The 25433-nt window shown below is 58.5% G+C and carries 27 protein-coding genes and 4 pseudogenes; 18 read left to right on the forward strand and 13 right to left on the reverse strand.

Annotated features, from left to right (window positions below; translation table 11 throughout):
- Positions 1–78: 78 nt before the first annotated feature.
- Positions 79–315, reverse strand: coding sequence for a helix-turn-helix domain-containing protein (locus AC1RQP_RS23745; RefSeq protein WP_239621758.1), 237 nt, complete (start codon positions 313–315; stop codon positions 79–81).
- A 114-nt stretch (positions 316–429) separates the two neighbouring features.
- Here AC1RQP_RS23745 and AC1RQP_RS23750 point away from each other — a divergent pair, with 114 nt between their 5' ends.
- The 10 genes and pseudogenes from AC1RQP_RS23750 (at position 430) to AC1RQP_RS23795 (ending at position 8655) form a co-directional block, all read left to right on the forward strand.
- Positions 430–1224, forward strand: coding sequence for a helix-turn-helix transcriptional regulator (locus AC1RQP_RS23750; protein ID WP_492938698.1), 795 nt, complete (start codon positions 430–432; stop codon positions 1222–1224).
- Between the two features lie 46 nt (positions 1225–1270).
- Positions 1271–1780: a hypothetical protein gene (locus AC1RQP_RS23755; RefSeq protein ID WP_239621757.1), complete on the forward strand. Its 510-nt coding sequence runs from the start codon at positions 1271–1273 to the stop codon at positions 1778–1780.
- A 435-nt stretch (positions 1781–2215) separates the two neighbouring features.
- Entirely contained in the window at positions 2216–2971 is a 756-nt protein-coding gene (locus AC1RQP_RS23760; RefSeq protein ID WP_239621755.1) for a YqaJ viral recombinase family protein, read from the forward strand.
- Positions 2955–4121: an ERF family protein gene (locus tag AC1RQP_RS23765; protein WP_492938699.1), complete on the forward strand. Its 1167-nt coding sequence runs from the start codon at positions 2955–2957 to the stop codon at positions 4119–4121. The genes AC1RQP_RS23760 and AC1RQP_RS23765 overlap by 17 nt, the downstream gene beginning before the upstream one ends.
- A gap of 534 nt (positions 4122–4655) precedes the next feature.
- A pseudogene (locus AC1RQP_RS23770) lies at positions 4656–4754 on the forward strand (IS3 family transposase); the annotation flags it as partial.
- Between the two features lie 470 nt (positions 4755–5224).
- A pseudogene (locus AC1RQP_RS23775) lies at positions 5225–6260 on the forward strand (integrase core domain-containing protein).
- The gene (locus AC1RQP_RS23780) at positions 6257–6673 is read left to right on the forward strand and encodes a transposase family protein (RefSeq protein ID WP_492938700.1); all 417 of its coding nucleotides are present in this window, start codon (positions 6257–6259) and stop codon (positions 6671–6673) included. The pseudogene AC1RQP_RS23775 and the gene AC1RQP_RS23780 overlap by 4 nt, the downstream one beginning before the upstream one ends.
- A gap of 124 nt (positions 6674–6797) precedes the next feature.
- Positions 6798–6968: a hypothetical protein gene (locus AC1RQP_RS23785; RefSeq protein WP_492938701.1), complete on the forward strand. Its 171-nt coding sequence runs from the start codon at positions 6798–6800 to the stop codon at positions 6966–6968.
- Positions 6969–6979: 11 nt separating this feature from the next.
- Positions 6980–7219, forward strand: a complete 240-nt coding sequence (locus AC1RQP_RS23790; protein WP_492938702.1) for a hypothetical protein — start codon at positions 6980–6982, stop codon at positions 7217–7219.
- A 1151-nt stretch (positions 7220–8370) separates the two neighbouring features.
- On the forward strand, positions 8371–8655 hold the full coding sequence (locus AC1RQP_RS23795; RefSeq protein WP_492938703.1) for a DUF7662 domain-containing protein: 285 nt from the start codon (positions 8371–8373) through the stop codon (positions 8653–8655).
- Between the two features lie 614 nt (positions 8656–9269).
- Here the strand turns inward: AC1RQP_RS23795 and AC1RQP_RS23800 are convergent.
- Positions 9270–10364 (reverse strand): annotated as a pseudogene (locus AC1RQP_RS23800) (IS701 family transposase); the annotation flags it as partial.
- A 107-nt stretch (positions 10365–10471) separates the two neighbouring features.
- Positions 10472–11374: a tyrosine-type recombinase/integrase gene (locus tag AC1RQP_RS23805; protein WP_492938744.1), complete on the reverse strand. Its 903-nt coding sequence runs from the start codon at positions 11372–11374 to the stop codon at positions 10472–10474.
- 656 nt (positions 11375–12030) lie between these two features.
- On the opposite strand from AC1RQP_RS23805, the gene AC1RQP_RS23810 reads away from it, so the two are divergent.
- Together AC1RQP_RS23810 and AC1RQP_RS23815 are read left to right on the forward strand one after the other, a co-directional pair.
- Entirely contained in the window at positions 12031–12291 is a 261-nt protein-coding gene (locus AC1RQP_RS23810; protein ID WP_492938704.1) for a hypothetical protein, read from the forward strand.
- A 490-nt stretch (positions 12292–12781) separates the two neighbouring features.
- Positions 12782–12997: a hypothetical protein gene (locus AC1RQP_RS23815; RefSeq protein ID WP_492938705.1), complete on the forward strand. Its 216-nt coding sequence runs from the start codon at positions 12782–12784 to the stop codon at positions 12995–12997.
- A gap of 777 nt (positions 12998–13774) precedes the next feature.
- Here AC1RQP_RS23815 and AC1RQP_RS23820 read toward each other — a convergent pair.
- On the reverse strand, positions 13775–14035 hold the full coding sequence (locus tag AC1RQP_RS23820; RefSeq protein ID WP_492938706.1) for a hypothetical protein: 261 nt from the start codon (positions 14033–14035) through the stop codon (positions 13775–13777).
- A 353-nt stretch (positions 14036–14388) separates the two neighbouring features.
- The gene (locus AC1RQP_RS23825) at positions 14389–14622 is read right to left on the reverse strand and encodes a hypothetical protein (RefSeq protein WP_492938707.1); all 234 of its coding nucleotides are present in this window, start codon (positions 14620–14622) and stop codon (positions 14389–14391) included.
- 322 nt (positions 14623–14944) lie between these two features.
- Here AC1RQP_RS23825 and AC1RQP_RS23830 point away from each other — a divergent pair, with 322 nt between their 5' ends.
- Complete coding sequence (locus AC1RQP_RS23830; RefSeq protein WP_492938708.1) at positions 14945–16792, forward strand: acyltransferase family protein; 1848 nt, start codon at positions 14945–14947, stop codon at positions 16790–16792.
- Positions 16793–17141: 349 nt separating this feature from the next.
- Here the strand turns inward: AC1RQP_RS23830 and AC1RQP_RS23835 are convergent, their stop codons facing one another.
- Positions 17142–17624 carry a hypothetical protein gene (locus tag AC1RQP_RS23835; RefSeq protein ID WP_492938709.1) on the reverse strand — a complete coding sequence of 161 codons (483 nt, stop codon included), beginning with the start codon at positions 17622–17624 and terminating at the stop codon, positions 17142–17144.
- A 345-nt stretch (positions 17625–17969) separates the two neighbouring features.
- Between AC1RQP_RS23835 and AC1RQP_RS23840 the strand changes: the two genes are divergently transcribed.
- On the forward strand, positions 17970–18158 hold the full coding sequence (locus AC1RQP_RS23840) for a hypothetical protein (protein ID WP_492938710.1): 189 nt from the start codon (positions 17970–17972) through the stop codon (positions 18156–18158).
- A 1274-nt stretch (positions 18159–19432) separates the two neighbouring features.
- Here AC1RQP_RS23840 and AC1RQP_RS23845 read toward each other — a convergent pair.
- The 6 genes and pseudogenes from AC1RQP_RS23845 to tnpA form a co-directional block, all read right to left on the reverse strand.
- Positions 19433–19804: a hypothetical protein gene (locus tag AC1RQP_RS23845; protein ID WP_492938711.1), complete on the reverse strand. Its 372-nt coding sequence runs from the start codon at positions 19802–19804 to the stop codon at positions 19433–19435.
- Positions 19805–20235: 431 nt separating this feature from the next.
- Positions 20236–20481, reverse strand: a complete 246-nt coding sequence (locus tag AC1RQP_RS23850) for a transposase domain-containing protein (protein ID WP_492938745.1) — start codon at positions 20479–20481, stop codon at positions 20236–20238.
- Between the two features lie 33 nt (positions 20482–20514).
- Positions 20515–20834 (reverse strand): annotated as a pseudogene (locus AC1RQP_RS23855) (IS66 family transposase); the annotation flags it as partial.
- A complete protein-coding gene (tnpC, locus tag AC1RQP_RS23860) occupies positions 20752–21759 on the reverse strand; it encodes an IS66 family transposase (protein ID WP_492938712.1) in 1008 nt (335 codons plus the stop codon). The gene tnpC and the pseudogene AC1RQP_RS23855, both read right to left, overlap by 83 nt.
- A 103-nt stretch (positions 21760–21862) precedes the next feature.
- Positions 21863–22210, reverse strand: coding sequence for an IS66 family insertion sequence element accessory protein TnpB (gene tnpB / locus AC1RQP_RS23865; RefSeq protein ID WP_492938713.1), 348 nt, complete (start codon positions 22208–22210; stop codon positions 21863–21865).
- On the reverse strand, positions 22207–22620 hold the full coding sequence (gene tnpA / locus AC1RQP_RS23870) for an IS66-like element accessory protein TnpA (RefSeq protein ID WP_492938714.1): 414 nt from the start codon (positions 22618–22620) through the stop codon (positions 22207–22209). The genes tnpB and tnpA overlap by 4 nt, the downstream gene beginning before the upstream one ends.
- A gap of 165 nt (positions 22621–22785) precedes the next feature.
- Between tnpA and AC1RQP_RS23875 the strand changes: the two genes are divergently transcribed.
- The 4 genes from AC1RQP_RS23875 (at position 22786) to AC1RQP_RS23890 (ending at position 24240) form a co-directional block, all read left to right on the forward strand.
- Positions 22786–23202, forward strand: coding sequence for an IS4/Tn5 family transposase DNA-binding protein (locus AC1RQP_RS23875; protein WP_492938715.1), 417 nt, complete (start codon positions 22786–22788; stop codon positions 23200–23202).
- A 250-nt stretch (positions 23203–23452) separates the two neighbouring features.
- Entirely contained in the window at positions 23453–23707 is a 255-nt protein-coding gene (locus tag AC1RQP_RS23880) for a hypothetical protein (RefSeq protein WP_492938716.1), read from the forward strand.
- On the forward strand, positions 23704–23832 hold the full coding sequence (locus AC1RQP_RS23885; protein ID WP_492938717.1) for a hypothetical protein: 129 nt from the start codon (positions 23704–23706) through the stop codon (positions 23830–23832). Before AC1RQP_RS23880 ends, AC1RQP_RS23885 begins: the two co-directional genes overlap by 4 nt.
- A gap of 21 nt (positions 23833–23853) precedes the next feature.
- Positions 23854–24240: an IS4 family transposase gene (locus tag AC1RQP_RS23890; protein ID WP_492938718.1), complete on the forward strand. Its 387-nt coding sequence runs from the start codon at positions 23854–23856 to the stop codon at positions 24238–24240.
- A gap of 260 nt (positions 24241–24500) precedes the next feature.
- Here the strand turns inward: AC1RQP_RS23890 and AC1RQP_RS23895 are convergent, their stop codons facing one another.
- Entirely contained in the window at positions 24501–25226 is a 726-nt protein-coding gene (locus tag AC1RQP_RS23895) for a class I SAM-dependent methyltransferase (protein ID WP_492938719.1), read from the reverse strand.
- Between the last annotated feature and the right edge of the window lie 207 nt (positions 25227–25433).

Raw genomic sequence — 25433 nt, forward strand, 5'->3', positions numbered from 1 at the left:
TCGTAGATCTTCGAGTTAGCAACCGATGTGCCGCAGGTGGGTGAAGCGTAGTTCTGCGCGATCAAGGAAGACCGCGTATCAACTACGGCCTTTCTTTTGAGGAACGAGCAACTGATCAGGCGTCGTCTTCAACGCACGAGCCAAGCGAGCTAGGACAACGATGGTACAATTGCGAGTGCCACGCTCTACTTGACTAACGTAAGTCCTGTCTAACCCGGCCTCTAAAGCTAAAGTCTCTTGGGACAATCCCAGCCTTTGGCGCGCTCTCCGCACCGCCAACGCGACTACTGCGATGATACCTGTTTCATCTTCCATGCCTCAACAAGGCCAATGTGACGACTCTGAGTCTACGGACTATGAATCTCATTTTTGTTGCGGCCTTGATGACTATCGTCTACAATTCCCTCCTTACCAGCAAGGAACGAGGGAATGCCCAGCACTGTTTCTGTCTCGCCCGCATCTCAAGAAGGTCATTCTCCACGAACGAGTTTCGTTTCTTCCCACGAATTGGTCAATTCCTCCGGAACGCGGCTCAACGCCGGGAGGAGTAGACGACGCGCACAGGAGAGCAGGCTGGAATGTGCTCCGCCTCCGAACTCGATACGCTTCTTTCGACGTCGTGCGGGCCTGTCCCTTGAGAAAGTCGGCAAATTGATCGGGGTGACCCGTGAAACTATTCGGCGCCTGGAAGAGCGCGACACCTGGCTCGATGCAGAACGCGCGTTTGAAATAGGCTTGATCCTCGGCGTCCCGAAGGAAGCTCTGGGATTCAGCTATGCGCAAGATGCCTACGGATGGGCAGCAAGGGTGCTTCCTGTCGTCGGATCTATCGGTGACGGCGATGAAGTGATGTTCGAGCAGACTAGTCGCTGCCGCGCGGGCGCCGCTCACCTTCCTGCTGGTTCGGTCGCACTGGAAATAAGACACGGCAAGATGCGGGGCTGGCTGCTGGTCTATAATGAAAGAAGCTTGGAGCCGATGACTGCCGATGTTTTAAGCCGACAAGGCGCTAACGAGTACTTCATCTCGCATATCACCGACGGAACAACTTGGTGGAGACACATTTCGCCGGCCGCCGAACAAAGGCTTTTCCACCTTACCTCGCGCCATCTTGATGCAATCCACGACGTTCAAATCGAATGGGTCGCCAAGATCGTCGCTATCCAAACAGCGTCATTCGAACTTCCAACGCGCGAACAGCTCAGCGACGTTGGCAGTCAATGAAACGCCATCGAACTTTCTAATAAGCCCATCAGGAGTGATGCTTAGCATGACCAACAGTGAAAGCAGGCCGCCCGGGCTCAGGGTTGTGAGCGAAAACGCTGCTCGCGACATAGAGATCCTACATGCAAAACAGCAAGCAATGAGCCATTTGGCCGATCTTGCTGCAGCCGTGCTTAGAACGATAGCTGGAAGCGGATCGGCTGCACCTATCATGCCAATCGTTTTCAGGTTGATCAGTGCTCAGCGGAAGCTCGAGTCCCTAAGCGGGTCCTTTCTTGCGGCTGACGACGAAAAGCAAGCGCTTGGGCTTCCAGACGTAGATCTACATCGAGGGGAAGCGGATTCGCAGTATCGTGAATTTGAGTATGCAGTAGGCATGGAGAAGATCGTAAATGGAGCGCTTCGCCGAGCGGCGCACCAACTGCTGAAAGAGCGCGAGCACTTCGGCGGAAAGTATTCGACGCTAACAATCGAAGACGGAATCAAGCTCATCGTCAGGGCGACCGCGCCTTCGGAAACGCGAAAGCAGAAAAGACGTAAACCAATTGTCTTGTAAAGATCGGGTTGTTTGCAACCGATCGTATTGTCCAAACACTATGTGATTTGGTCTGCTCCACGCCGGACAAGACCAGCGAGTGGGCAGGAAATATGGCGATGTTCTAGCGGACCGGCTTACGCAATCGAACTCCCGCGCCTCCACCATTCTCGTCGATAAACTCCACGCCAGCCTCCTCGAGCGCCTTTCTTATGGCGCGGTCGTTGGCGGCCGTCAGGGCGGTCGCGCCTTCCGCAATCTCTGCTCTTCGGACGGTATTCGCCCCTAAAGCAGAAGATCGCGCCAATTCTTCCGCACTCCACCTCAGAAGGGCTCGGGCTGCGCGAATTTGAGCCGCAAGAAGTGGTGGGAGATCGTTCTTGACATTTTTTACCATATGGGTTAATTTATATCATCTGATATATTTTTATCATACTTCTCGACATGGAGGATCAGATGGATACGCGAGTCCACAAGAAATTGCACCCCAATCGCCGCATTTGCATTGGCGGATCCGATGCCCGAATCATCATGGGAGACGATCAAGACAAGCTAGTCAGACTCTGGCGCGAGAAGCGCGGCGAAGCCCTGCCCGTCGACCTGACCAACGACTTTATGATCCAACTTGGCAGCATCACTCAGGAGCTCAACCGGACCTGGTACGAACGCACGAGCGGCCACACAGTCGGTGACGTGCACCGAAAGGTCAGGCATCCAGTCCACAAGTGGATGGGGGCAACTTTGGATGGTCGCGTTCAGCAGACAGGCGCATTGTACGAAGCCAAGTTCATGCTGCCCTGGAATTTCTCCGGAAAAACCGCCGCAGACGAATTTATGGCCCAGCTTCAACACAACATGTGGGTTGTCGCGGCCTGCTCGGCTGTGCTGTCGATCATCACCGGTGGCGGAAAATGGGCGGAGATCACGGTTCATGCGGACCCGCTGTACCAGCACCTTCTCCTGACAGCAGAAAAGAAGTTCTGGCGCTGCGTGCAGACCGGGGAGCCACCCATACTATTCAATATCGAGACCCCACGGCCAAGGTTGGAAGCCGTCAAGGTCATCGACATTTCGAGCTCCAATGGATGGGCGCAGCTGGCGGCCACCCATCTCCGCACGCAAGATGCAGATCATGAGCACGTAAGCGCGCAGGCCGACTTGAAGAAGGTCGAAGCAAAATCCGCGGAGGCGCCCCGTGCATCAGTCCAGTGAGCGCATTGGAGCCATCGCGGCGGCTCTTGCAAGAGCCCAGGCTGAAATCACAAACCCTCAGAAGACCCTGACAGCGGTGATCCGCTCGCCGTTTCCTCGGGAGGATGACCGCGCCTTCCGCAATGCTTCTCTAGCTTCGGGTCTAGACATCGTCCGCAAAACCCTCAGCCAGCACGAGATTGCGACCCTTCAGACCACACGCATCGAGCCCACGACCGGCCAGATCCACCTCACCACCTTGCTTGCCCACGCCTCGGGAGAGTGGATTTCCTCAGACCTTCCGGTTTGCGCCAGCAAGGAAGTCGAAGCACCACACCGTATGGGAGCGGCGCTGACCTATGTCCGCCGCTATGCTCTATTTGCGTTGGTCGGGATCTCTAGCGAAGACGATCTCGATGCTCCCGACGTCACCACGGGCCCCCCGGCCGCGGCCGAGCCGCCCGTCCAGCCTGGCGGGCGAGGCGAGCCTTCCCAGGATATCCTAAATCGACCGCTCGTCCTTCCGCCTGAACACTCCCCCGAGCTTCCGTATCGGCTTCTGGGTTATCAAAAAGGCACTGAGGGGCTGCCCGCCTGGGCCAAAGAATGCCCGCCTCTCAAGAACACCCTACAGGATGCGGGCGCCCGCATTCTGGAGAACGCCTATCAGACGAGATTAGAGCGATCCGCCAATCTTACCGATCATTACGGCGCAGGGCCCTCTCCCATGCCGGCCGCTCCATCTGCAATCAACCACCGGCCCTTGGCGGCATCCAGCGGGGGCGGCCTACCACGAGCTCGCCTCGGGCCGGACCATGCCGGCCTCGCGTTTCCAAAGGACCCTCCGCGACACCGAAGCAAGGAGCACCTTGCTTTTGTCCGCAGCCAGGGTTGCCTTGTTTGTCAGAAGACGCCTGCCGACGCCCATCATCTCAAGTTCGCCCAGCCACGAACATTGGGGCGAAAAGTCAGCGACGAATTCACGGTGCCCCTTTGCCGGTCGCACCATCAATCGCTTCATCGAAACGGCGATGAGCGAGCCTGGTGGACAAACCTGCAGATTGCTCCGCTACCGATTGCCAAGGAGCTGTGGGACGGCAGTCCCGTGCATATGAAGGACCAAACGCTTCAATCTGTTGCCCGCCTGCAGCGACCATCGGAGGTGCAATAGCAAAAAATGCTTCTATCGATCGGCGCCTCAACAGTTGGTCGGCGGGTTTACCGCCGCCGTTGTCGTGGCTCCGCTCCACAGACGTTGTTGCTTGATGTCGACTGTATGGGGACCCCGTTGCGAGTACAGCCTTCTTGGCGTCGGTGCAAGCGAGGCGAGATGAATTGCGAAACTACGAAATCTAATTGAACGATGACGTAGCGGTTTGACATGCAGGCCCGGCTCAGTAGCATCGGGATGCGCAACTCCCAGTTTCGCCCGAAGGTCGCGGGCCCGGGAATTCCCTAGAGCCGCAAGGGTCGGCAGCCCGAGGCGTTACGGAACAGCCTTCTCCTCAAGGACCTGGCAACGAACTGATGATCAAAGTCTGAGCAATCATCCGCACGCCGACTGGCGACAAAGCGGAGCAGGATCTCACACTCCTCGTCGCTCTGAACCGCCCCGGGTTTGCCGGAGGCCCCAACTCCTGAGAGGATGGAGCCATGACAAGCAAGACGACGAAACAAATTTTCACGCGAGGTCCGGGCCCGTGCGATTCGGCGCGTGTTCGATCAGAACTTCTCCGTCCATGGCGTGCGCAAGGTCTGGCGACAGCTCAAGCGCGAATGCTTCGATGTGGCCCGTTGCGCGGTATAGCGGCTGATGCGGGACATGGGTTTGCAAGGAGGGCAGTGAAGCAGCAGCCCTGAGGGAGCGGAATAACGAAGAATGCTGCATTGCGCTGAAGTGTTGACCAATGGCAAGTCGACAAAACTAAACGGCGTAGGCTTAAGAACAAGGGGCAGCGAGAGGAGGCAGAAATGACCGCTCTCATCATCTGCATTGTCTTGAGCATCATTATCGTAGCGATCCTTGCATCCAACGCCTTAGTAAGCTTTCTCGAAACTTGGCGCGATGAGATTTGAACCTTGCGAACTTCCTCTGCGAAAGCCCGCCTGGTTGGCGGGCTTTTTGCTGCCCTGAGGAAGTGGACGATGCGTTCCGTCCGCGGCATTCTGTTTGCTTTGAGGTGGACGCCATTGATTACTTTGTTGGATTCTGGTCTGAGCCCCGCAAACTCCTCCAAGAATGGGTAGAGTCCGTCACCTCTGAGGAGATGGACCATGAAGCCAAGTCGGTTCACGGAAGAGCAGATCATCGGGATTTTGCGGGAGCAGGAGGCGGGTGTGGCGACGGCTGATGTCTGCCGCAAACACGGGATCTCGAGCGCAACGTTCTACAAATGGAAGGCCAAGTACGGTGGCCTGGAGGTATCCGATGCCAAGCGGCTGAAGGCATTGGAGGACGAGAACGCCAAGCTGAAGAAGCTCCTGGCCGAGGCGATGCTCGACAACGCCATGCTCAAGGACGTTGCGTCAAAAAAATGGTGACGCCCGCCGCGAGGCGAGAGGCCGTCGCTCATCTGCGGACCACCTTCGAGGTGAGCGAACGGCGGGCGTGCAAAGCCTTGGGGGTAGACCGCGCATCGGTGCGCTATCGCAGCGGGCGAGCCGATGATGCGGCCGTACGCACCCGCCTGCGCGAGCTGGCGGCGATCCGCCGCCAGTTCGGCTACCGTCGTCTGCTGGTGCTGATGCGCCGCGAGGGGCTGGTCATGAACCAAAAGAAGTTTCGACGTCTGTATCGCGAGGAACGGCTGCAAGTCCGCCGGCGTGGCTCGCCGATACTTCGCTGCCGGGCCTGCGGGTCACACGCGAGCTCGATGTCATCATTGCCTGGCGCGGCCGGCCAGCGATGTGCCTGTCCGACAACGGCACTGAGCTGACCGGAATGGCCGTGCTGCGCTTCAGCCAAGAGAGGCAGATCGAGTGGCACTACATCGCGCCCGGCAAACCGACCCAGAATGCCTTCATCGAGAGCTTTAACGCCCGCCTGCGCGATGAACTCCTCAATGAGACGCTGTTCACTTCGCTCGCACAGGCGCGAGCCGTGCTGGCGGCCTGGAAAGACGACTACAACAACGCCCGGCCGCACAGCGCCCTGGGCAACCTCACGCCGACCGAATACGCCAAACGCAACGCTCTTGGGCCGCAACGGGACGGGACGCTGCGCTATGCCGAGGGCTCCGCGCCCCGCCCCGTTGCTTCACCGAGCCCCTTGGGCTCATATTCAACCGGGACTCTTTCCATTGCTGGATGAAGCGAGGGGCTCAGGCCAATATCCGGGCGTCCGGAAGCGTCGGTCTGTGTCCCTTGTGCGGAACAGTTTCCCGGCGTGTCCATAGCCGGTATCGGCGACGCGTAACTGATCTCCCGCTTTCGGGGCGTATCGTACAGCTCCTGGTGGTCGCCCGCCGCTTCCGCTGCGACGCCGTTCTGTGCGGGCGCCAAATCTTTACTGAGCGCTTCGCCGAAGACGGAGTCACCGGCTTTGCCATGGAGCTGCTCGACGTGCCCGAAGAGCAGCGCGTCGATCTTCAGCCCGGCATGTACTGCACCTTCGTCAACGGTGCCCTACTGCTGCACAAGACGATCTGGACCACCCACAGCCGAGACCTGGCAAGAGCCAAGGCCGCGCGGCTCTACCAGGTGATGGGTTGGGACCACAAATAGGCTGTCGGATACCCTGAGGCCGTGAACGAGACCGATTAAGGTTGACCGGTCAGGTTAATTCCAACGGGCGTTTGGCTACGCTGCACCGGCCAGGATATCTGCTGCGATCAGGAGGTTTATTTATATGTCCGATGCAGCCGGAGACCGAAGCCCCTCAAAACCTGGGATGTTCGACCTGACCTTCCTCGCTTGTTTTGGTGCCGCCGCTATTCTGCTCACGGTGCTCTGGTTCGCAGCCATTGCGTGGATCGCGTGGCAGCTTCTTCACCGCCTTTTCAATCTGATCTTCGGTTAAGCGGAGCGACCATGGGCGAATTCGATGGCCTGTCGGACTACTTTATTCTCCGCATGTACGAGTTTTTCCGGCAGGAAATCCAAGCCGACGCCTGGGCTGGTACACGGTTCGTTGGCCTGCCGGCGAAGCGCCGTGCCGACAGACTCTTTTCCGAAATCGAGCGGAGAGGCCTATTGTGCACGCCGATTGACTGGCCCGAACATCTGAAGGAGCAAGCGAGTCAATCGCCAGCAGTGAACTCGCCTCCTTGACGGGAGTGGACCATGGCGCTGAGGGAGTGAACGCGGGCGCAAGAGGAATCATTGAACACGTGAACTGATATACAGATCTTCGGTCGAAATTTGTGGAAGCTACTTTGTGGTTAGGATGGAGATACGCTCGTGGACACCGCGAAACATTGCCGAGCCCAATCGATTGAATGCCTTAGCTTGATGCAATCAACGCGGAACGAAACCGAGGCAAGACTTCTCGAATCTTTATCGCAAAGCTGGGTTCGGCTCGCAAATCAGATTGATCGGTATCAATCCCTTCTCTCGACGCACGACAATCGACCCACAGGCTAACTACGTACGCCACTGCACGATCCACTCCGCGCCTGGAAATGAGCGAGCCGAAACGCCGGAAGCACCCAGCGTTAGACGTCGGAGATGACCGTCGTCCAACTCAATTCTGCCCGGCGACGAGCTAACCACCTTGCTGCTGATAACAGTGGCATCGCCGAGTATAATCGGTAGATCTATCCCTTCCGGTGGGTAGTCGTGTAGCATGGAACTGGTTCGAAGCCAGGCCTTCGCCCCGGCTTCAAGCGTCTAGTGCGCTGTGGGGCCCGCCCACCCCATCTAATCGTTCCTGTGGAGCTGCATTCTAGCGGTTTGTTGCGAGACAAACTTGACGTCCGACAACTCCCGCAATGCAGACCAAAAAATAATATATTGCCGTACGCCCGGACGCTACCTGAGGAGGAGTGGATGGGCCTAGGAACACATCGTGGTGCTAAGAAGTCACGACCGCTTCCAATGCGCAGGCCGCTTGGAACGAGGTGAGCCCTCTCGAATTTCCATCCACCATTCGATTCAAAGCGCGGGGGACTATTGAGGGATAATAGCAAGACGGATCCGAGCCGATCCGAGACTCAAATCCACCCAAATCCATCCATCGCTGCGCTCCACCAAGCAGGAAAGAACGGTCGGTCTCCGCGCCCTGCGAACGACAACCAAGTCGAGATTCCGCTGGAGCCATTTCCCGACGAGTGGTGGGCCTCGCCCTAAGGACCTCTGTCATCGTAACGAAACTCGTCTTTGGATGCCGGCATCACCGATCAAGGCTCCGCCCGTAAGCACCTCTACGGCTTGCACACCAATTCGTGTTGATGTTCATTGTGGCTTTTTGGGATCAAGGTCCAATGAGCATTTACGATCCACTCCGGCGGAAGCTCGAAACGATGCGAGGTCGGGCGATCACTCTCTCGTTTTCCGAAATCGAGGATATTCTCGGGAGGCCGCTGCCAAAGTCTGCTTTTAGGTTCAGCTCCTGGTGGGGGAATGAAAGTGCCATGAAGGCAGGCCACGTACAGGCGAGGGCCTGGGTTGAAGCCGGCTTCCGCGCCTCGAGCGTTTCCCTTAACCGAAAGACCGTTGAATTCACCCCCTCTCCTGAGAGGAGCGCGGGCATCAACGGCCAGCCCTGAGGGAGCGGAGGCTAAATTTGTGATCCAGTTCACATGCCGCGCTTTGTTGCGCGAGCTAATTTATGCTGGTGACGACACGCCTGACCAGATCCTAGCTCGACGCCCAAAGTGCAAGTCGTTGCCGGAGCCTCTGCACATACTCTCTTATCCGCGACAAGATGGTCGGGGGATACACGTCGCGCGTCGCTCGTTGGCCTTGATTTGCTGGCGAGTGATCCGATCACGTTTGCCGAGTTCGAAAACGGATTGCCGGAACTCTCTGTCGAGAGGTTCGATGACACGTTCGAGCTCGCCAACTGGGATCACATCCCCGCTGGCTTCATTCAGACTTCCGAAATCTATAATCATTCGGCCGCGGAGGCACAGCGGCGGGGGTGGCCAGTTTCACGTCTGCAGGGCGCGCATCTTCATCCCACGCTCAGTCCAGCCGAGACCGCCGGGGCTATCATCGCCATGTCGCGCCAACTCGTTTCACACGTCGGCCGACAGTCCGGTTCTTATCAGACATGAACATATGTCCGGCTTAAGCAAAGCCGAGCAACGTCATCCCCTCTAAAGTTTACGGGTTCACGCCCTAGCACTACTTTGGCAGAATGTGTTTTCGCCGCTGTTTTTCAATGATTTGCTTTCGGCAATATGGGCACCGCTGAGGCGACGGCCGTAGGATGAGATCGACGATGGCGTGACGTACGGCGGGCATCGTTGGTTGGGGCGGAGGCCCGTTGATTCTTTTTCCGCCCCGCGTATGCGAGGCGACGATATTGCAGGAAGGTGTAGGCAATCATTGTCATAAGGGCGTGGCGATGAAGACCTTGCCATGATCGCCCTTCGAAGTGATCAAGTCCAAGCTCCTCCTTCAACTGCTGATGCGCCTGCTCACAAATCCGCCGTGCCTTGATGATGGCGGCCAGCGTGCGCAGATCCGTCGCCGCCGGAAGATTGGCGAGATAGTATTTCTTCTCCCCGGAGGCACGTTGCTCGCCAATGAGCCAGGATTCGTCGCCTGGGAGATGCTGCTGACCTTTATCCCATATCCGCTGCGGAGGGCCGTCGCCGGTCCGGATACGGAGAGCAGCAAATCGGGCTTTGAGCCGACCTTTCGTCCCGCTACGCCAACTCACGGTTTTCCATTTGGCGCTGGCCAGCATTTGTTCTGCCGCAATCGATAAGATATCGGGCACGTGGTGCTTTCGTGGTTTCCCGCGGACTTTGGTGATCGGCCAAATGAGCTTCACATCGACCGGATACACTCTCAGGTGCCGAGGAATGCCGACAGCCCAGGCCAGCCCGCGCTCTGTTAGCCCTTGTCGAAACGGTGCGCTGAGGCCGTATCCTGCATCCGCCGGCACACATCCAAAGCGCACGTTGGCTGCCATCGCGCGGTCGATCTCGGCCAAAGCAATCTCCGGCTTCGACCGTGGGGTCCAGTGTTCGACGGGCACGCGAGCGCGCTTCAAACGAGACACGTCGCTCGTCCACCTGTCGGGCAGAAAGAGACGCAACGCGACCATTGCCGGCACTTCACCGCGCGCAAGGGCCAGCGTTGCCGTCTTGCCGAGCGCCGACGCATATTGAGCTGCGACACCGACTGACCGCTCCCCCTTCTTCGGCAGCGAGGCGTCATCAATAACCAGCACCGCATCTCTGCCACCGACAAGTCGGTCCGCCTGGTTGAGCAGCTCTGTTTCAAGCGGCGTCGCGTCCCAGACAAATCAACGAACCTGATCGATATCCTGCCGCTCATAACGGTCTGGTTGCAGGTTCGAGTCCTGCCGGGATCGCCACCGCCTGACAAAAGCGGTGTATCTTCCATCGCTTACCCTCGTTTTGGTCCAGCGTGGATTGGGTGCTGGACCACTTCTGATCTTGCTTTGATCTGCATCTCCAAAGCTTGCCGCGCCAGTCGCTGTTGATCTGCAGCCGGCGTGTACGGCGCCAAGGATGCGTCGGATCGATGTTCGGTGATGGCCTTGATCTGCTCGTTGGTGCAGCCAATGTTCGCAAGCCTTGTCGCAGCAGCCTTCCGCAGACCATGACCGGAGCAGTGCCGCAGCCCTGCCTCGTCGCAGCGGTCACGAAACCAGTTGCCAAACCCCGCTGAGGTGAACGGTGCGCCCTTCTCGGTCATCAGAAACGTCATGTTCGAGCGCGGCAGCGCGTGCAACGTCGTCACTAGATCGGGATGCATCGGGATCAGCAGCGGCGTGTCCGTCTTCTCTTGTTTCACCGCGATCAGGTCACCGCGAACATGCTGCCAGCCCATGCGGACCACGTCACCGCTTCGCTGAGCGGTGAACAGCAACAGCGACAATGCCTGTCCCGCGCGCGTGCTCGGCGGGTGGCGAGCCAGAAACGCCGCGATCTCGTCCTCGGTCCAGGTGTGATAACCCTCGCTCTTGGAGCGATACCGTTTGACGCCAATAGTCGGGTTGGCAGCGATCATGCCGAGTGCAAGGGCATGGTCCAACAAGTAGCGCAGCACCTTCATCAGGTTGTTAGCCGCCATCGGCGTGTTCGAGCGGTCGCCCATGATCTTGTCAAGCACGGTGCGCGTAAGGCCCTTTACCGGCAGATCGCCATAGTCGGCACGGAAGCGTTCGAGGATGTTACGCCGGTTGCCCTGCGTCGATGCTTTCAAATCCTTGAAGGCGGGCGAAGCGTAATAGCTGACGATCGCGGCGTTGATCGTGCCGGGCAACCTCACATACTTCAACACCATCAACGATCAGCACCTAGCCCTTCTGAAGAATGTGAATGCGTGGCGCAACAATCTAGCTAACCTGATCGAGATGGACGCATGGGATCGCGCTTCTTGATGGTGGCGATGTGAACTCCGGTGCGTGTGTCAGGCTTGCGGCAGTCGCGGCGCCGACGTGCGGCCCGACTTCGAGCGAGGCGACTTGCGGATGGCGATCAGGGGATACCGAACCACGACATGAGCAAGGGCTGGGGGCGGCCCTTTGAGGAGCCGATAGAGATCGTCGCCCGGGAGCCGCTGCGGACGCTCAGGGACGCGGGCGAGTACGCCGCGCCCTGGCTCGCCTGATGATCCTGTCGGCGAGCTCTTGAATAACACCGGGACCTCTCCAGGCATCGTCAGGCTGCTCAGTTGCGCGGCCGTTCTACTTCGCCTTCTCTCGGGTCGTCGCTTGATTTTATGCGCCAGCTTGGTTCACAACCCTCTGTGAAATCCGGTTGGAAGCAAAGGACGGCTTATCGTCCGACAGGCCGACACAAAGTGACGCAGGGCGTCCTAACAAAAAAATGGGCATAAGCCGCTCGCTTCTCAAGAAAACAGCTACGGGCCACGCACGCTGCGGTAAAAACCGTAGCGACAATCGGCAGCGTTACCGCCGTGGGAATGGGGGGACCTGAGTGGCCAAGCTCACCAATTCGCGAGACCCTAGAGATCATCTCGCAGCTTTCGCCAATCCCGAAGCATTTGGGTTTTGGCTGCAGAACAAGCCCCGCCAATGGTCCACCGTCCTCTCAACACGCGCTGCCCTGCGGGTGTTGCCGGTAGATGGTCAAGACCTTGATAACTTTGAACCGGTTTTAGCTCGATTTCGAGCGTTGTCCCTCGCCTACTACTCCGCAAAATACCCTAATCTCGCATTGGGAGACGTTTACGTTTGACGGCAGAGCCGGGACGTAGGTTGGAAACGCCAGACGAGACATTCGAGGCGCTTCGTGAACACGTTCTCACGCTCAAGGACCTTCAACGACATCTGTTAGATGGCAAGCATCATCATGTCCGCTCGATAGCAGCCACATTGCGTAATCTAATTGCGGACAACACGACGATGCCGTTGCTTCAACGGTGCGCAGGACTAGTCCAAGCCCCGCTGATCCTTTTCACTCACCGAAATCCGGGCGGAACTCCGCCCATCCAACTTTACGATTCGATCGGGTTGGACGCCCGAAAAGGCGTTTCATAATCTCGACCGCTGATGACCTGGTTGGCCCGCTTCCGTCATTGCGCGCCACCATCGACCAAAGTCGAATTTTCGAAACCCGATCTAAACCATGACCGCGATCACTGCACGGAATTGTGCATAAGTGCACAATCGCAGGTGTCGGCTCGGCCGTACAAATCGCAATCGGGTCCAACGCAAATCGACCGAGCATGACCAACTTCACGCACAACCACCGCCAGTTTTTGCAGTATCTGCGGCATGGCGAGTGGGTCCGATCCCGGACCCTGCCGAATGCACCGAAAATCAGGCAAATGCTGTTTGAGCGAGGGTTCATCGAGCGGCGCAACGTCTCGCCCGGCCTTTGGCTTCGCATCACGCCTACAGGCTTGGCGGAGATGAAAAAGCCTACTTACGTTCCGTCCTGAGATCGCGCCAAAGCATCAGACAGGAACTTCGGAAACGACCGGCGGTTGTCCTCAAAATTGAGGAGACCGCCATGAAGCGCACCGCCATCGTTCTCACAGCCACCTTGTTCGCTCTTACATCCGCCGCGTTCGCCCAAGGCGGTGGTGGTGGCGGCGGAGGCGGTGCCGGGGGAGCAGGCGGCGCGGCTGCCGGAGCGAGCTCGGGAGCTGCGGGCTCGTCCTCGGCTTCGGGGACCTCTCCCTCTACTGGCGTTAATGCGGCGCCTCCTGCTGGAGCCAGAGCAACTTCGAACTCGATGAGCAGCTCCGCGCCGCAAAGCTCATCCACGCCCACCCAGAGCACCAATTACTTCAACCCCGGTGCGCCCGCCGCCAACTCGGCAGCCCAAAACAACAATCAGGGAAATGTTGCCTATCCGGCCGGATCGACTACGGGCGCGGCTCCAACGCAAACCAATCCATCGAATATCTCAAGCAATCCGACCAGCGCGCCCGCCGGGTCGCCGACCGCTCAACAGGCACAAAGGAACACTGGGGTTGGACATTCCGCGAACGGGCTTCCGATCGGCACACCCGGGTCTGGGCCGGGATCCCCGGAACAAGCCTACGGCTCGGGAAAGTGAAGCTTCGGTCTCTCGCTTGCAGCATGCGGCTTGAACGCCGAGCGTGGGCGTTCAATCTCCGGTGCGAAATCGCGGCTCTGACGCTGAACCCTGGGGCAAAGCCCGCGCCGAAATGAAGAAAATGGGTCGCAGGGCGCCCATCGCATCCGGGCCCCTATAGCGCGCTTAGAAGCCAAGAAATGCCCGTCGATACCGCGCGCAGCAATATGAAAATCCATATGCCGGTCGTGGCAATAACCCAGAGGAAATAGCCTGAGAATACCGCAAGGTCGCTTCCTCTGCTGCGTAAAGATACGTCATCTTGCTCACTCTGCGCGCGCTGAACCGTGGCCATTTGCCCTCCGGACAATCCAGGAAGAAGCAGCAACCTCTGAACCTGCCGATGGTTGCTTGGCCAGCCCATTTTCTTGACCATGATGCTTGCCTTGAGCTCTCAATCCGGTCGGCGAACTATATTCCTAACGACCCTGCATACTCCTCAGCACAACGACCCTCCCTGAAGTTCGCAGTGGGCCGTGGCTCTCGCTCGAACCCAGCGCCGCCGCACTGATGCCCTATTGACATTGGCCGGGAAAATTCGGCAGCTTTGCGATGGCGCCTGAAAAGCAGGGGATTGAAAGGACGAAACTATTCGCTGGTCCCAAGAAGATGACCTCAAGCTGATTATTCTCTCTGCTCGTGGCTTGCCACACAAGGAGATTACGCGTCTGATTGGCAGGACGTCACTGACGTCCGTCAGTGATCGCCTTCGCTATTTCCGGAAGAAACTCAGCAAGGAGCCGCCCCCTTTCCAGGGTCAAAAACAGAAACAAAAAATCGGACCAAGATGATCCCGCTACTACTTATGACATGCGTGTTTTGGGATCGGCTTTCCAGCGCGGTTCGGCACCAGAGAGCTGTTCGCGACAGCGGCGCCACCTGCGCTTCCATCTCAGCAAGGAGGCGGCGCAGCAATCCAAGATCGACGTGCGCCGCATCATCAGCCTGATCGGACATGGTCAAGAGCGAACCACCATCCGCCCACGCTCGGCACGGCGAATTCGGCCATCGTCTTAATCGGTGCGGGCGCTGTCGGCGCTCGAGGATTTCGGTACCGACACGACGTCGAGCCGGCCATCCCCAGCTTAATTCCAAGCATCGTCTCGATAGCCCTTGAAATGGATTCAACCCGCAGTCTACCACTGTGTATGTTTGTGATTATTCTGTTTCTTCTCGTTGCTGTGGTGACGATCCTCCTCTCACTGCCAATCTCAGTTCCTTACTGGAGGCGATACCGGACTACTATGACTCCGGAAGAGCGCAACGAAGAAGCCGCCGAACAGAAATGGCAATTCTGAAGTATCGGCCCGACATCGACGGGCTGCGAGCGGTCGCCGTATTCCCGGTCTTGGCCTTTCACTACGAGATCACTCGTTGGTGCTCAGGTGGATATGTCGGCGTCGATGTTTTCTTCGTGATCTCCGGATTTCTCATCACGAAAATTATCTACGACGGGATTGCTGGCAATACTTATAGCGTTGCCGAATTCTACCAGCGCCGAATCCGCCGCATCTTTCCCGCGCTCTTCGTGGTGTTTGCCGCGACCATTCTGCTTTCAGCTTTCAAGCGCTTCCCAAGCGAAACGGCTTACGTCGGAATCAGCATCAACTCTGCCGTGCTGTTCGTTTCGAACATCTTCTTCTACGCCACAGCCAACTATTTCGACCCACACCTCGCGAGCAACCCAGTCCTGCACACTTGGTCGCTGTCAGTTGAGGAGCAGTTCTATATCATCTTCCCGATCCTGATGTTGGCCATCAGGCGACTTTCGCACCGAACCCGCGTCCGCATCATTGCCAGCGTCGCGGTACTGTCGTTTGCATTCGCTGCCATCTGGGTGCGGATCGACGCCACCGCGGCGTTCTATCTCGTCCATCTACGTGCGTGGGAGTTGCTAGTCGGATCGCTTATCGCGATCGGCGCCCTCCCTACCATCACCAGCAGTCGACTGCGAGAGACGATCGCGATCGCCGGACTTTTCGGCATTGTTGTTGCGATATTGGCATTCGACAAGGGAACCACGTTCCCGGGGCCCACGGCGGCTCTCCCTTGCCTTGGAGCCGCAGCGATCATTTACGCCGGCAGCTCGGGGAGCACACTGGTTGGCCGTCTCTTGTCTATGGCGCCCGTCCGGTTCGGTGGCCTGATCTCGTATTCGCTTTACCTTTGGCATTGGCCGCTGTTCGTATTCTTCGCGGATAGCAGTTTTGACCTCCGCAAGAAGCTGCTCCTGAGCGTGACCGCGATTTTGCTCGCCATAGTGTCGTGGTGGTTTGTCGAACGGCCGTTCCGCCGGATGAAAGTGCCCACTGATCGTATCCTGATGACTGGCGCAGCCTCGATGGCAGTCACTTGTCTCGTCGCCTTGATCGCAGCGCCAGTTTCGAACCTCATCTCGCCCGTGCCGCCCAGGGTGGCCGAACTGCTAGCTTACGAGAACTACAAGACGGTCCCATTTATGCGGGACGGCACATGCTTCCTAACGTCCGGTTACAACTCGCTGTTGTACTTCAAGGATGGAGAGTGCCTCAAGGTCGACGCGAACCGGATGAACGTTCTGATAATCGGAGACAGCCACGCAGCGCATCTTTGGCATGGATATCGGACTACGCTCAGCGCCAACATCATGCAGGCTACGGCGTCCGGCTGCAAACCAGTTCAGGATCTTCAGGGTACGAAGTATTGCATGCTGCTGATGCGGAAGGTTTTTGACGACTTCCTGCCTGCGCACCGCGTTGACACGATCGTGCTGTCAGCCCGATGGATACCGGCCGACGTTCCCGGTGCGATCGAGCGGGCGAATGGCCTGCTCAAATATGCAGATCGCGTTATCATCTCTGGACCCGCGCCCGAGTATGACGAGACGCTTCCCCGCATTCTCGCAACGGCTGCTGCGAGGGGCGCAGATGCAAACCGATGGGCGGAAATGCATCGAAGGGCGGACCAGCGCTTTACCGACGATCTATTCAGCGCTGCAACACTTCCAGCTGGCGTTTTCTACGCCTCCGTCTACAAGGCGGTCTGCGCTCCTTCCTGCCGCCTCCTAGTGGGCAATGTGCCGATTCAATTCGACTACGGCCACTTCACCGCGGAAGGTTCGGAGTACGTCACGAGGCGAGCATTTGATCGCTGAATAAACCATACAAGCGAGATAACCGCAGTCCCATGTTGCTTGGGCGCAGCAATCTGGAGTAACCATTTCGTTTCCTTGTCCTTTTTGTTTCCCTAGTAGAGTATTGAGTAATGTTTCGGTTAATTTACAGGTTGCGCCACCGGCGGTTGGCATGGCGTCTGGTGACGGCCGATCGGCTGATCCGGCACCACGATTTGCCAGCCTCTATTTTTGATGGTGATCGGCGCTTCTCAATAGAGCGTCTACCGCATGAAGATATCGCGGCGAGCGAGCTGCGCATTCGTGACCGAGCCGCAACGGCCCATGCCGAACGTGCTCCATTGGTTCACTGACCTAGTCGCTCCCGCGTTCACCGCTTTTCGATACTAGCAAGTTCGTGCGACTTATGCTGTTGCGTCCGCTCGGCGGCTGTGTCGGCGATCTCTTGCCGCATCTGAACGATTGCCGCTTCGATGGCGCGGCGAGTTGCTAGATCGCGGGTGCACCTCGCGGGCAAACCGCTGAGGTGGGTCAACATGATGCCAACGATTTCATCGATGGCGGCGATGTGGTCCTCGACCTCCATTAGCGTCTCTTCCTTGCGGGCATTCTCCAGCTCAAGGTGCCGGGCTTTGGCACGTTGATATTGGGCTTGCGCCTCGGCCACTGGCGAGCTTCGTCTCGCTTCGCGGAGCTTGCGGATGTAGCGAAGCCGGCTTTCGTCGAGATCGAACCTACCGGCTTCATCTTTCGCGATTGTGCCATCGGCAACAAGGCGGTCCAGGTAAGGCCGTGACAAACCCAGGTGGGTCGCCATTTGCGTGGCGGAAACCTTGTTCGGTGTCGAATTCATTGCAACTGCAACCTCCGAATTCCGAGTGCCAAATATCCTCGACGCGAGCGGGTCAGCGTACCCGCACTCAAACACCCCTCCAGGAGGACCCAGACGAGCCACGTGGGGCCTCCCGCCGGCAGCCAGCGGTCTCTCGGGGCCGTCTCGTGCCGGCGCCTCATCCACGGGCCGCGCTGCAAGCCCTGCGGCCCTCCACAAGGGAGCGCACCATACAGCGCCATTCTGGGCACAAACCATTGGCCGTCTTGGGAAAGTGGCACGCGTCGACTCCGTGCCCGCGCGCGCTTGGGCCAGCGCCCTCGCTGCCTCGCCGAACGGCGCGGTGCTGGACGCCGTCGTAACCACTTGCGACGTGACGCCAAGCAGCGCTTGCGGATTAGTGTCGACGCGATAAGCGATGGTCTGGCCTTCCGCTCGTGCGCGCCGGATCAGCGCGACCTCTCGCCGCTCTATGGTAAGCTGCTGCTGCGCGAGCTCGCCAAGCTGCTGCTCGCGATCCTGCCTCGACATCGCGTTTGCGCTGTCCTCGATTGATCTGAGCTGTTCTTCGATGCTAGAAGGCAACCACCACAGATATGTGCTCTGCTTGCTCTGGCTGTTGCTGAGCAGCCTCCCAGCCGATGCGCAAAGACGCGCGCCTGAACTAGTTCTCGGCTGCCCAAGCAGGCAACTAGCCCACAGCTGGGTATGCGCCCGGGCGGAAACAAAGGCCCGACCGGGCGTGAATCAAATCTCTCTGGCTGGCTCGTTCTAAACGAGGCAACTTTTCCGAACGAGGAATTTCCAGATTTGGCGAGGACACTTCGGAGAATTACGCCCAACAAGACTATTCGGCGCCAAGTGTGTTTCGGCTCCGAATATTGCCCCCTTTCGGCTTCCAACATTGACCCCAGTGCGGCGGCAGAATCGAGAATGTGTCGAGACACCTATGATGCATGGGGTGGGGTCAGCCTTGGGCCCGATTGGGGGTCAAAGGACGCGCCGATTTACAGTCAAGCCATTGCGCGTGCCACTTGATCAGCGTGCGGCCCTTGATCTTCTTCAGCTTGACGTGACCGTAGCGCCGCTCGACCTAGCCCAGCAGGTTGCGATGATTGGCTTTCGTCGCGTAGCGCAGGCCATGCCAGCGCGACAACGGCACCTCCTGGTACAGCTTGATCAGCTTACGCAGCCTCATGCCGTTTCCCTCTTTGGCAAGGAGGGAATCAGCGCGGAATCAGCGGGGCGATGGCGATGTTGGCGCCAGGAGGCACGGTTGATTCAGAACGGCACAGACGCGCGACGAAATCTCAAAACTAGGTAACGGGCGGAGGTAGACGATCGACGATGCGAACTGGCTCCCTTGAAGGGAGTGGATAATGCCGACAAGCAGCCGTGCTATTTACAGAGTGCATCGCGAGCCCGAAGGATCGTCGAAGTTGAGATGCGTCAACTCGGTTGTGCCAATCTCACATAGATCTTCTCTATGTGGGCAAAAACAGTTATTGGCCTTTCAGCCCTTTGTGCTGTTATCCTGAACGTTTCGGCAAAAGCCGAAGTCGTGTCCGCATCCTGCTCGCCAAGGGACCAGGCGCTCCGCAATGCAGGCGCGGGCCACGCGCCCAACGGTCTTCCGATTGGAACGGTTGGCTCGGGGCCGGGGTCGCCTGAAGAACCCTGGTGTAGCGGAAATTGCGTTCGGCTCTCGCTGTGATTTCGTCGCTCGCAGCGGCTCGGACCACCAACGCTCCGCCGGTGGCGCTAGTGGCTGGCTTCTATACGAGCACCGGTCTGCTCAACTGAAGACGGCGAACAGAGGTCTCAGCCGTTCAGTCTTCAATCTCAGACACAATTTGCAAGGCCTGCAAATGCCAGAACCATGACAGGACTAAAAGCAATAGGGCTGGGCAGCCCGCCAGAAACATTGCCTTCAGAGTCAACGTCTGCATAGATTGGAGGAAGAACGGTGCGGCCAACATCGCTATCGCTATCAGCGCGCTCCCGGCGCTCAAATATACAAAGAAAAGCGCTCGGATTTTCCGTAGTTCATTGGAAGCTGCTTTTCCCATTGACGTCCTGCGAGCCGGTCTAGCAAGGCTTTCAAAGAAAAGTATCATCGCGGGTCGAGCATTTTGAGGGTTGTCAAGTTGGCGGAATAGAAAGCGGCTAACCTTCGCCCGCAAGTCTGCCTCGCCGATCATCGAGGATGCTTGCGTGCTAACTATTTGCGTCTTCTTGGCAATGCTGTCGGCATCCTTTGCGGCCGGCTATCTGACCAGAGATATCGTATCTCGTCGGCGCCGAGCCGAAGCCCGAGTATGGGCCCCTTACACTCAACCCAACCGGCTAAGTGCTCCTCCAGCGAACCAAAATAACAAAGCTCAGCCGCAGGGCGAGCTCGGTCAAATGCTGATGCGCTGGGAGCGAAGAAAGCACGCGCAGCTGAAGTCATCACCGAAAAGCGCCCGAGGCGACTAGAAGCTGCACGTCCTACTCGCGGACCCGCAATCTTTTAGGAATGCACCTATCAAGAGTTATAGCGCCCTAACGCCATCGTGCTGCACGGCGCTCAAGAGGTACGCATCCGGCGACGGCCCTGGCCAGGTCGCTTTGAGCAGACAGCCGATAGCCTTCAGGCGGCGTAAGCGATGTTCTGAGGGCGCCAGTTCCAAGGCAGGAGTTCGTGGATGCGCTTGGCGGGATGATCCGGCAGGCGGGCGAGCACGTCGGCGAGCCAGGCCTGTGGATCGATGTCGTTGAGCTTGGCAGTAGCGACGAGGGTGTAGATCGCGGCCGCCCTCCTCGGAGCCGGCGAAAGTCCAATTTCTTCGGCCCACGGCAACCGCCCGTAGTCGCGCTCGGCAGCATTGTTCGACATGCAAGGCCGTCCGTCCTCAAGGAAGCGAGTAAATGCGTCCCAGCGGCTGAGGCAATAGTTGATTGCCTTGGTCGTATCGTTGTTCCTGAAGAGGTTGGCGCGCTGCTTGCGCAACCATGCCTCCAGCTCCACGATCAGGGCGCGGCTACGCTCCTGGCGCACGCGCAGGCGCTCCTGGGGCGCAAGACTATTGATCTCGCGCTCGCGAACAGGACATCGATGCGCTTGACCGTATCGGCCGCGATCGGCGCCTTGCTGAGCCTCGCGAGATCAAAGAACTTGCGCCTGCCGTGCGCCCAGCACGCGGCCTCGATGATCGGACCCCTTGCGATTGGCCTCGTAGAGCCTGCCAAAGCCGGCGTAGGCGTCGGCCTGCATCAGTCCGGCATAGCCCGCCAGATGCTGCTCCGGATGCACACCGCCACGATCGGGCGAGTAGAAGAACGCGGCCGCCAGCGGATCTGGGCCGGCAAACGGACGGTCGTCGCGCACATAGGTCCAGAGCCGGCCGGTCCGGGTCTTGCCTTTGGCCAGGACCGGCACCGTAGTGTCATCCGCGTGGATGCGCTCGGCCGCGAAGATGTGGCTTCGGATTGCATCGACCAGCGGCATCAGGGTTGCCGCGGAAGCGCCCACCCAATCCGCCAGCGTCGAGACATCGAGGTCGACGCCTTCGCGCTGGTAGACGTCGCTCTGACGATGAGGCGGAAGGTGCAGGCCGTACTTGGCAAACAGGACATGGGCCAGCAGTTTGGGCCCTGCACGCCCGCGCGCAATCGGATGCGAGGGGGCCGACGGCTGGGTGATCGCTTCGCAGGCCCGGCAGACGAGCTTCTCGCGCACGTGCTGGATCACCTTCCACTGGCGCGGAACGAGCTCCAGCGTCTCGGTCACGTCCTCGCCGATCTTGCGCAATCGGCTGTCGCCGCAGCATGGGCAGGTGGCAGGCACCGGATAGACAAGGCGCTCCCGCGGCAAATGCTCCGGTAGCGGCCGGCGGGCTGGCTTGCGGCGCTGGAACGATGGCACCGCAATCTTCTCGGCTGCCAACTGCGCCGCGGTATCAGCTTGCGCCGCGTTCTCCTCCAGATCGGCAAGCTGTAGCTCGAGCTGGTCCAGCAATGCGCCTCGCTCGGAGGTCTGTCCGAACTGCTCGTGCCGGAGCTTTTTGATTGTGAGCTTGAGCTTCTCGATCAGCAAGGTCCCCGCCTGAGCCTCGGCTTCCGCGGCCAACCGGGCCGCTCGCTCGGCGCGCAGCATCGCCTGCAGCGTGGTCACATCATCGGGAAGAGAATCATCAGCGCCCATCGCCGACCAGAGAATCACAAGATGCGGTCGCTGTCCGAACCGCTGATCGTGCCACCGATTCAAATCCCAGCGATCAACCGGCCGCCTGCGGTCGCCAGGTACGTTGCGGCATCCGCCAGTCGATGCCCTCCAGCAGGTAGCCAAGCTGGGCAGGGGTGATTGTCACCACGCCATCAGCCGACGACGACCACAGGAACCGGCCGCGCTCCAGCCGCTTGGCATAAAGCGACATGCCCAGTCCATCGTGCCAAAGGATCTTGATCAGCTTGCCGCTTTTGCCACGGAACACATAGAGGTCGCCGCCGTGCGGGTCTCGCTTAAAGGCTTCCTGCACCAGCAAACCCAGCGAGTTCATGCCGCGACGCATATCGGTGTGGCCGGTCGCAATCCACACCCGCACGCCCGACGCAATGGGGATCACCGTAGGCGCCCATCTGCCAGCGCCGCCACGGCGGCCTTCAGCGTCGCCGCGTCGACCGAACCCGTGATCCGCATCCGAGCTCCGGTCGCAAACTCGATCTCGATCGCCCCGCCGCTGCTGACCGGCGCGACTGGACAGGGCGGCGGCCGACCAGATTCCGCGACCACCATCGCCGGTACGAAGCCAGGTTGATCGGCGGCATCCTTCGGCTCAGGCCGAAACGAGCGTCGCCATCGCAGCAGCAACGAGCGCGAAACCCCATACCGCCGCGCTGTTGCCGCAACCTGGCGCGGCGCCTGTAAGCTCTCCAGGACGATCTTGAGCTTCTCGTCCTCGGACCAGCGCCGTCGCCGGCCCGTGTCCACCACCTCAAGCCGTTCGACTTGGGCACTGCGGCTATCACTGTCCATAAGGACAGTTCTCAACAACACGCCTCATTCGGCAAGGCGGCCTTCACCGGCTTTCAATTACCCATAACTTTGACCACTCGGACTGATCCGCTGATCGCGAAATCTTGAGTCGAAAGAATCACTTGTGATTCTTTGCTGAGCACCTGATTCGCGAAGGGGTGCTCTATGGGGCTGACATTAAGGGATCGATCGGCAAAAGGCTGTTTGCGATCCTTGGAAGGTGAATGTTGGATTGGTCGAGAGACTGGTGGATGCGAGTTTAGGGAAGCGCGGCTCGGCGATAGATTCCGCAAACTGCTCACGCAGATTGGAAGCGCCATGGGACAAAGCATTCCGCTTGTCTGCCAGGATTGGGCGAATACCAAGGCAGCCCACCGCTTCTTCTCCAATGACCGGGTCAGCAAAACGGACATTCTGGCCGGCCATTTCCAATCGACACGTGATCGTGCGGCCGCCGCTGAAGGTCTCGCTCTTGTGCTGCACGACACAACCGCGTTTAGCTGTCAACGCGAGAAGTCAGAAGCGATCGGCATTACCAAGAGCATAAACAGTGGATGGGATAAGGGGGGTCGCCTCAGATAGCACACGGTTTGCGGCATCCTGATGCATTCGAGCCTCGCGGTTACAATCGAGGGTGTGCCGCTGGGGTTGGCGGCCGTTAGGTTCTGGACCCGGAAGACATTCAAGGGGACGGCAGCGCTTAAAAAGAAGATCAATCCGACACGAATTCCCAACGAGAAAAAGGAAAGCGTCCGGTGGTTGGAAAATCTCGAGCAGTCTTCGCAACTCCTGGATCATCCGGGACGATGCATCCATATCGGTGATCGCGAGAGTGGACATCTACGAGCTCTTCTGCGCAGCACAGGAGATCGGAACTCATTTCCTGATCAGAACCTGCGTCGATCGCTTGGCTGGAGACGGGGATCGCACGACTGCCGACGAAATGGACGAGGTCGCCGTCAAAGGGCTCCATCGCATCGAAGTCAGAGACAGCAATGGCGATCCCGAACAGGCCGTCTTGAGATCAGGTATCGCAAGATTCGCGCCCTACCGCCGATCGGAAAGCAGAATCGCTATCCCGCGTTGACCCTGACGGTGATCCATGCCGAAGAGCGCGGGACGCCGAGAAACAGAAAGAAGATCGATTGGAAGCTGATCACCGACCTGCCTGTTGGTTCCCGCGCCGACGCCATTGAGAAGCTCGAATGGTAGGCTTTGAGATGGAAAATCGAGATGTTCCACAAGATCCGCAAATCGGGCTGCAAAGCTGAGGAGTCAAAGCTCAGGATCGCTCAGCGTCTGACCAATCTGATCTCGCTCTTTTGCATCCTGAGTTGGCGGATCTTCTGGATGACGATGCTCAACCGTTCCGCCCCAGACGCACCTCCAACCCTTGCGTTGACTACGACTGAAATCGGCGTGCTTGATCACCTCGTCAACGACAAACCAAAAGCAAGACAGAAAGCGCTCTCGCATTATCTGATCAAGATCGCCCGGCTCGGCGCCTATCTCGCCCGCGCCAGCGATCCGCGGCCCGGCAACACCGTTATGTGGCGCGGGCTGTCACGACTCACCGACATCGCGCTGGGGCGTCATGATCGGAGAAGACTTTGTGGGTAATTGCAAGCTTCACCGGACGGATACATCGCAGCAGGGGAGCGGGTTCATGGTCGAATATATCTCGGTGGCATTCGTTGCGAGCGTAGCAATTGGCTTCGTCCTCTGTGTCTTGAAACTGACGCTGGAATTCTGGCGCGAAGAATACTGAAATGGCCTGTTGGCGATAGCTGCGCCCTTAAATGATCTCTGCCAATGGCGCAATTTGGGAACGTCGTTCCCCTAGGGACGGCCATTAACTTGCAGATCGGCAAATTCGGCGGTCATTGCATCGGTCGTCGTTTTTCCAGCACGGCAATATTGCCAAGCGTGAATGGACTATCGCCAGTCGCTTCAATTGAGAGAAGAGGCCGGACAATCCTGTCGGCGAGCGACACAGCTTTGGTCGAAACCCGCAGAGCAATCTTGAGAGCAACGTCGACGAGCACCTCCCTCGGCCCGCCGCACGGAAGCCTTACGACGACCTGCAGACCGGCACGCCGCGCAAGCTCTTCGATTGCATATCGGCTCCAGCGAAAGTAATCGTGAGGGGCCTCATGTACCCAATAGTTGAATGGTGTATTCAAGATAATCTTGCCACCCGGCTTCAAGACCCGTGCGAGTTCGACCATAACTGCAGCGGGATTCCACAGATGCTCGATTACATCTGAGCTGATGATGGTATCGAAGCTTTCGCTCGCGAATGGCAAGGGCTCGTTGAGATCGTGGGCCTCATCCATATGCTCTGTCGGGTGCAACGAATTGCCCCAATCGACTGCAATCACTTCCGACACCAGGTCCTTGTACAGTCCATAAAGGGGCAGCCGGCCACAACCGTGATCGAGCAACCGCCCCTTTGCGTGCCTTGGAATAAGGTCCTCGTATTGGCGCGCAACGATATCAGCAATCAATCGCGAGGCAGGCGATACCTGCGCGGGATCTCTCGAGGCACGCCAACCTGCTCTCGTCGGGACAAACTTGGTGGGCTTCCACTGATCTTGATTTCGCATGTAAGGGCAACGCCCTGTATGTCTACGGCTCGTTTCTGCAAGTGAGTGCGGCTAAAACCAACTGGGGATCTGTATAGATGTTCCCTTTGTATGCCTACGCGGCAAAATCACCCTAGGAAAAGCAGCGAACTCCCCTTGCGGAGCTTGGCCATCAGGGCGCCGGGAAGCACCTACCGCAATACTCGATGATACCTTCTGATCAAAGCG

The sequence above is a fragment of the Bradyrhizobium sp. GW821-FHT13H06 genome (genome assembly GCF_058803975.1).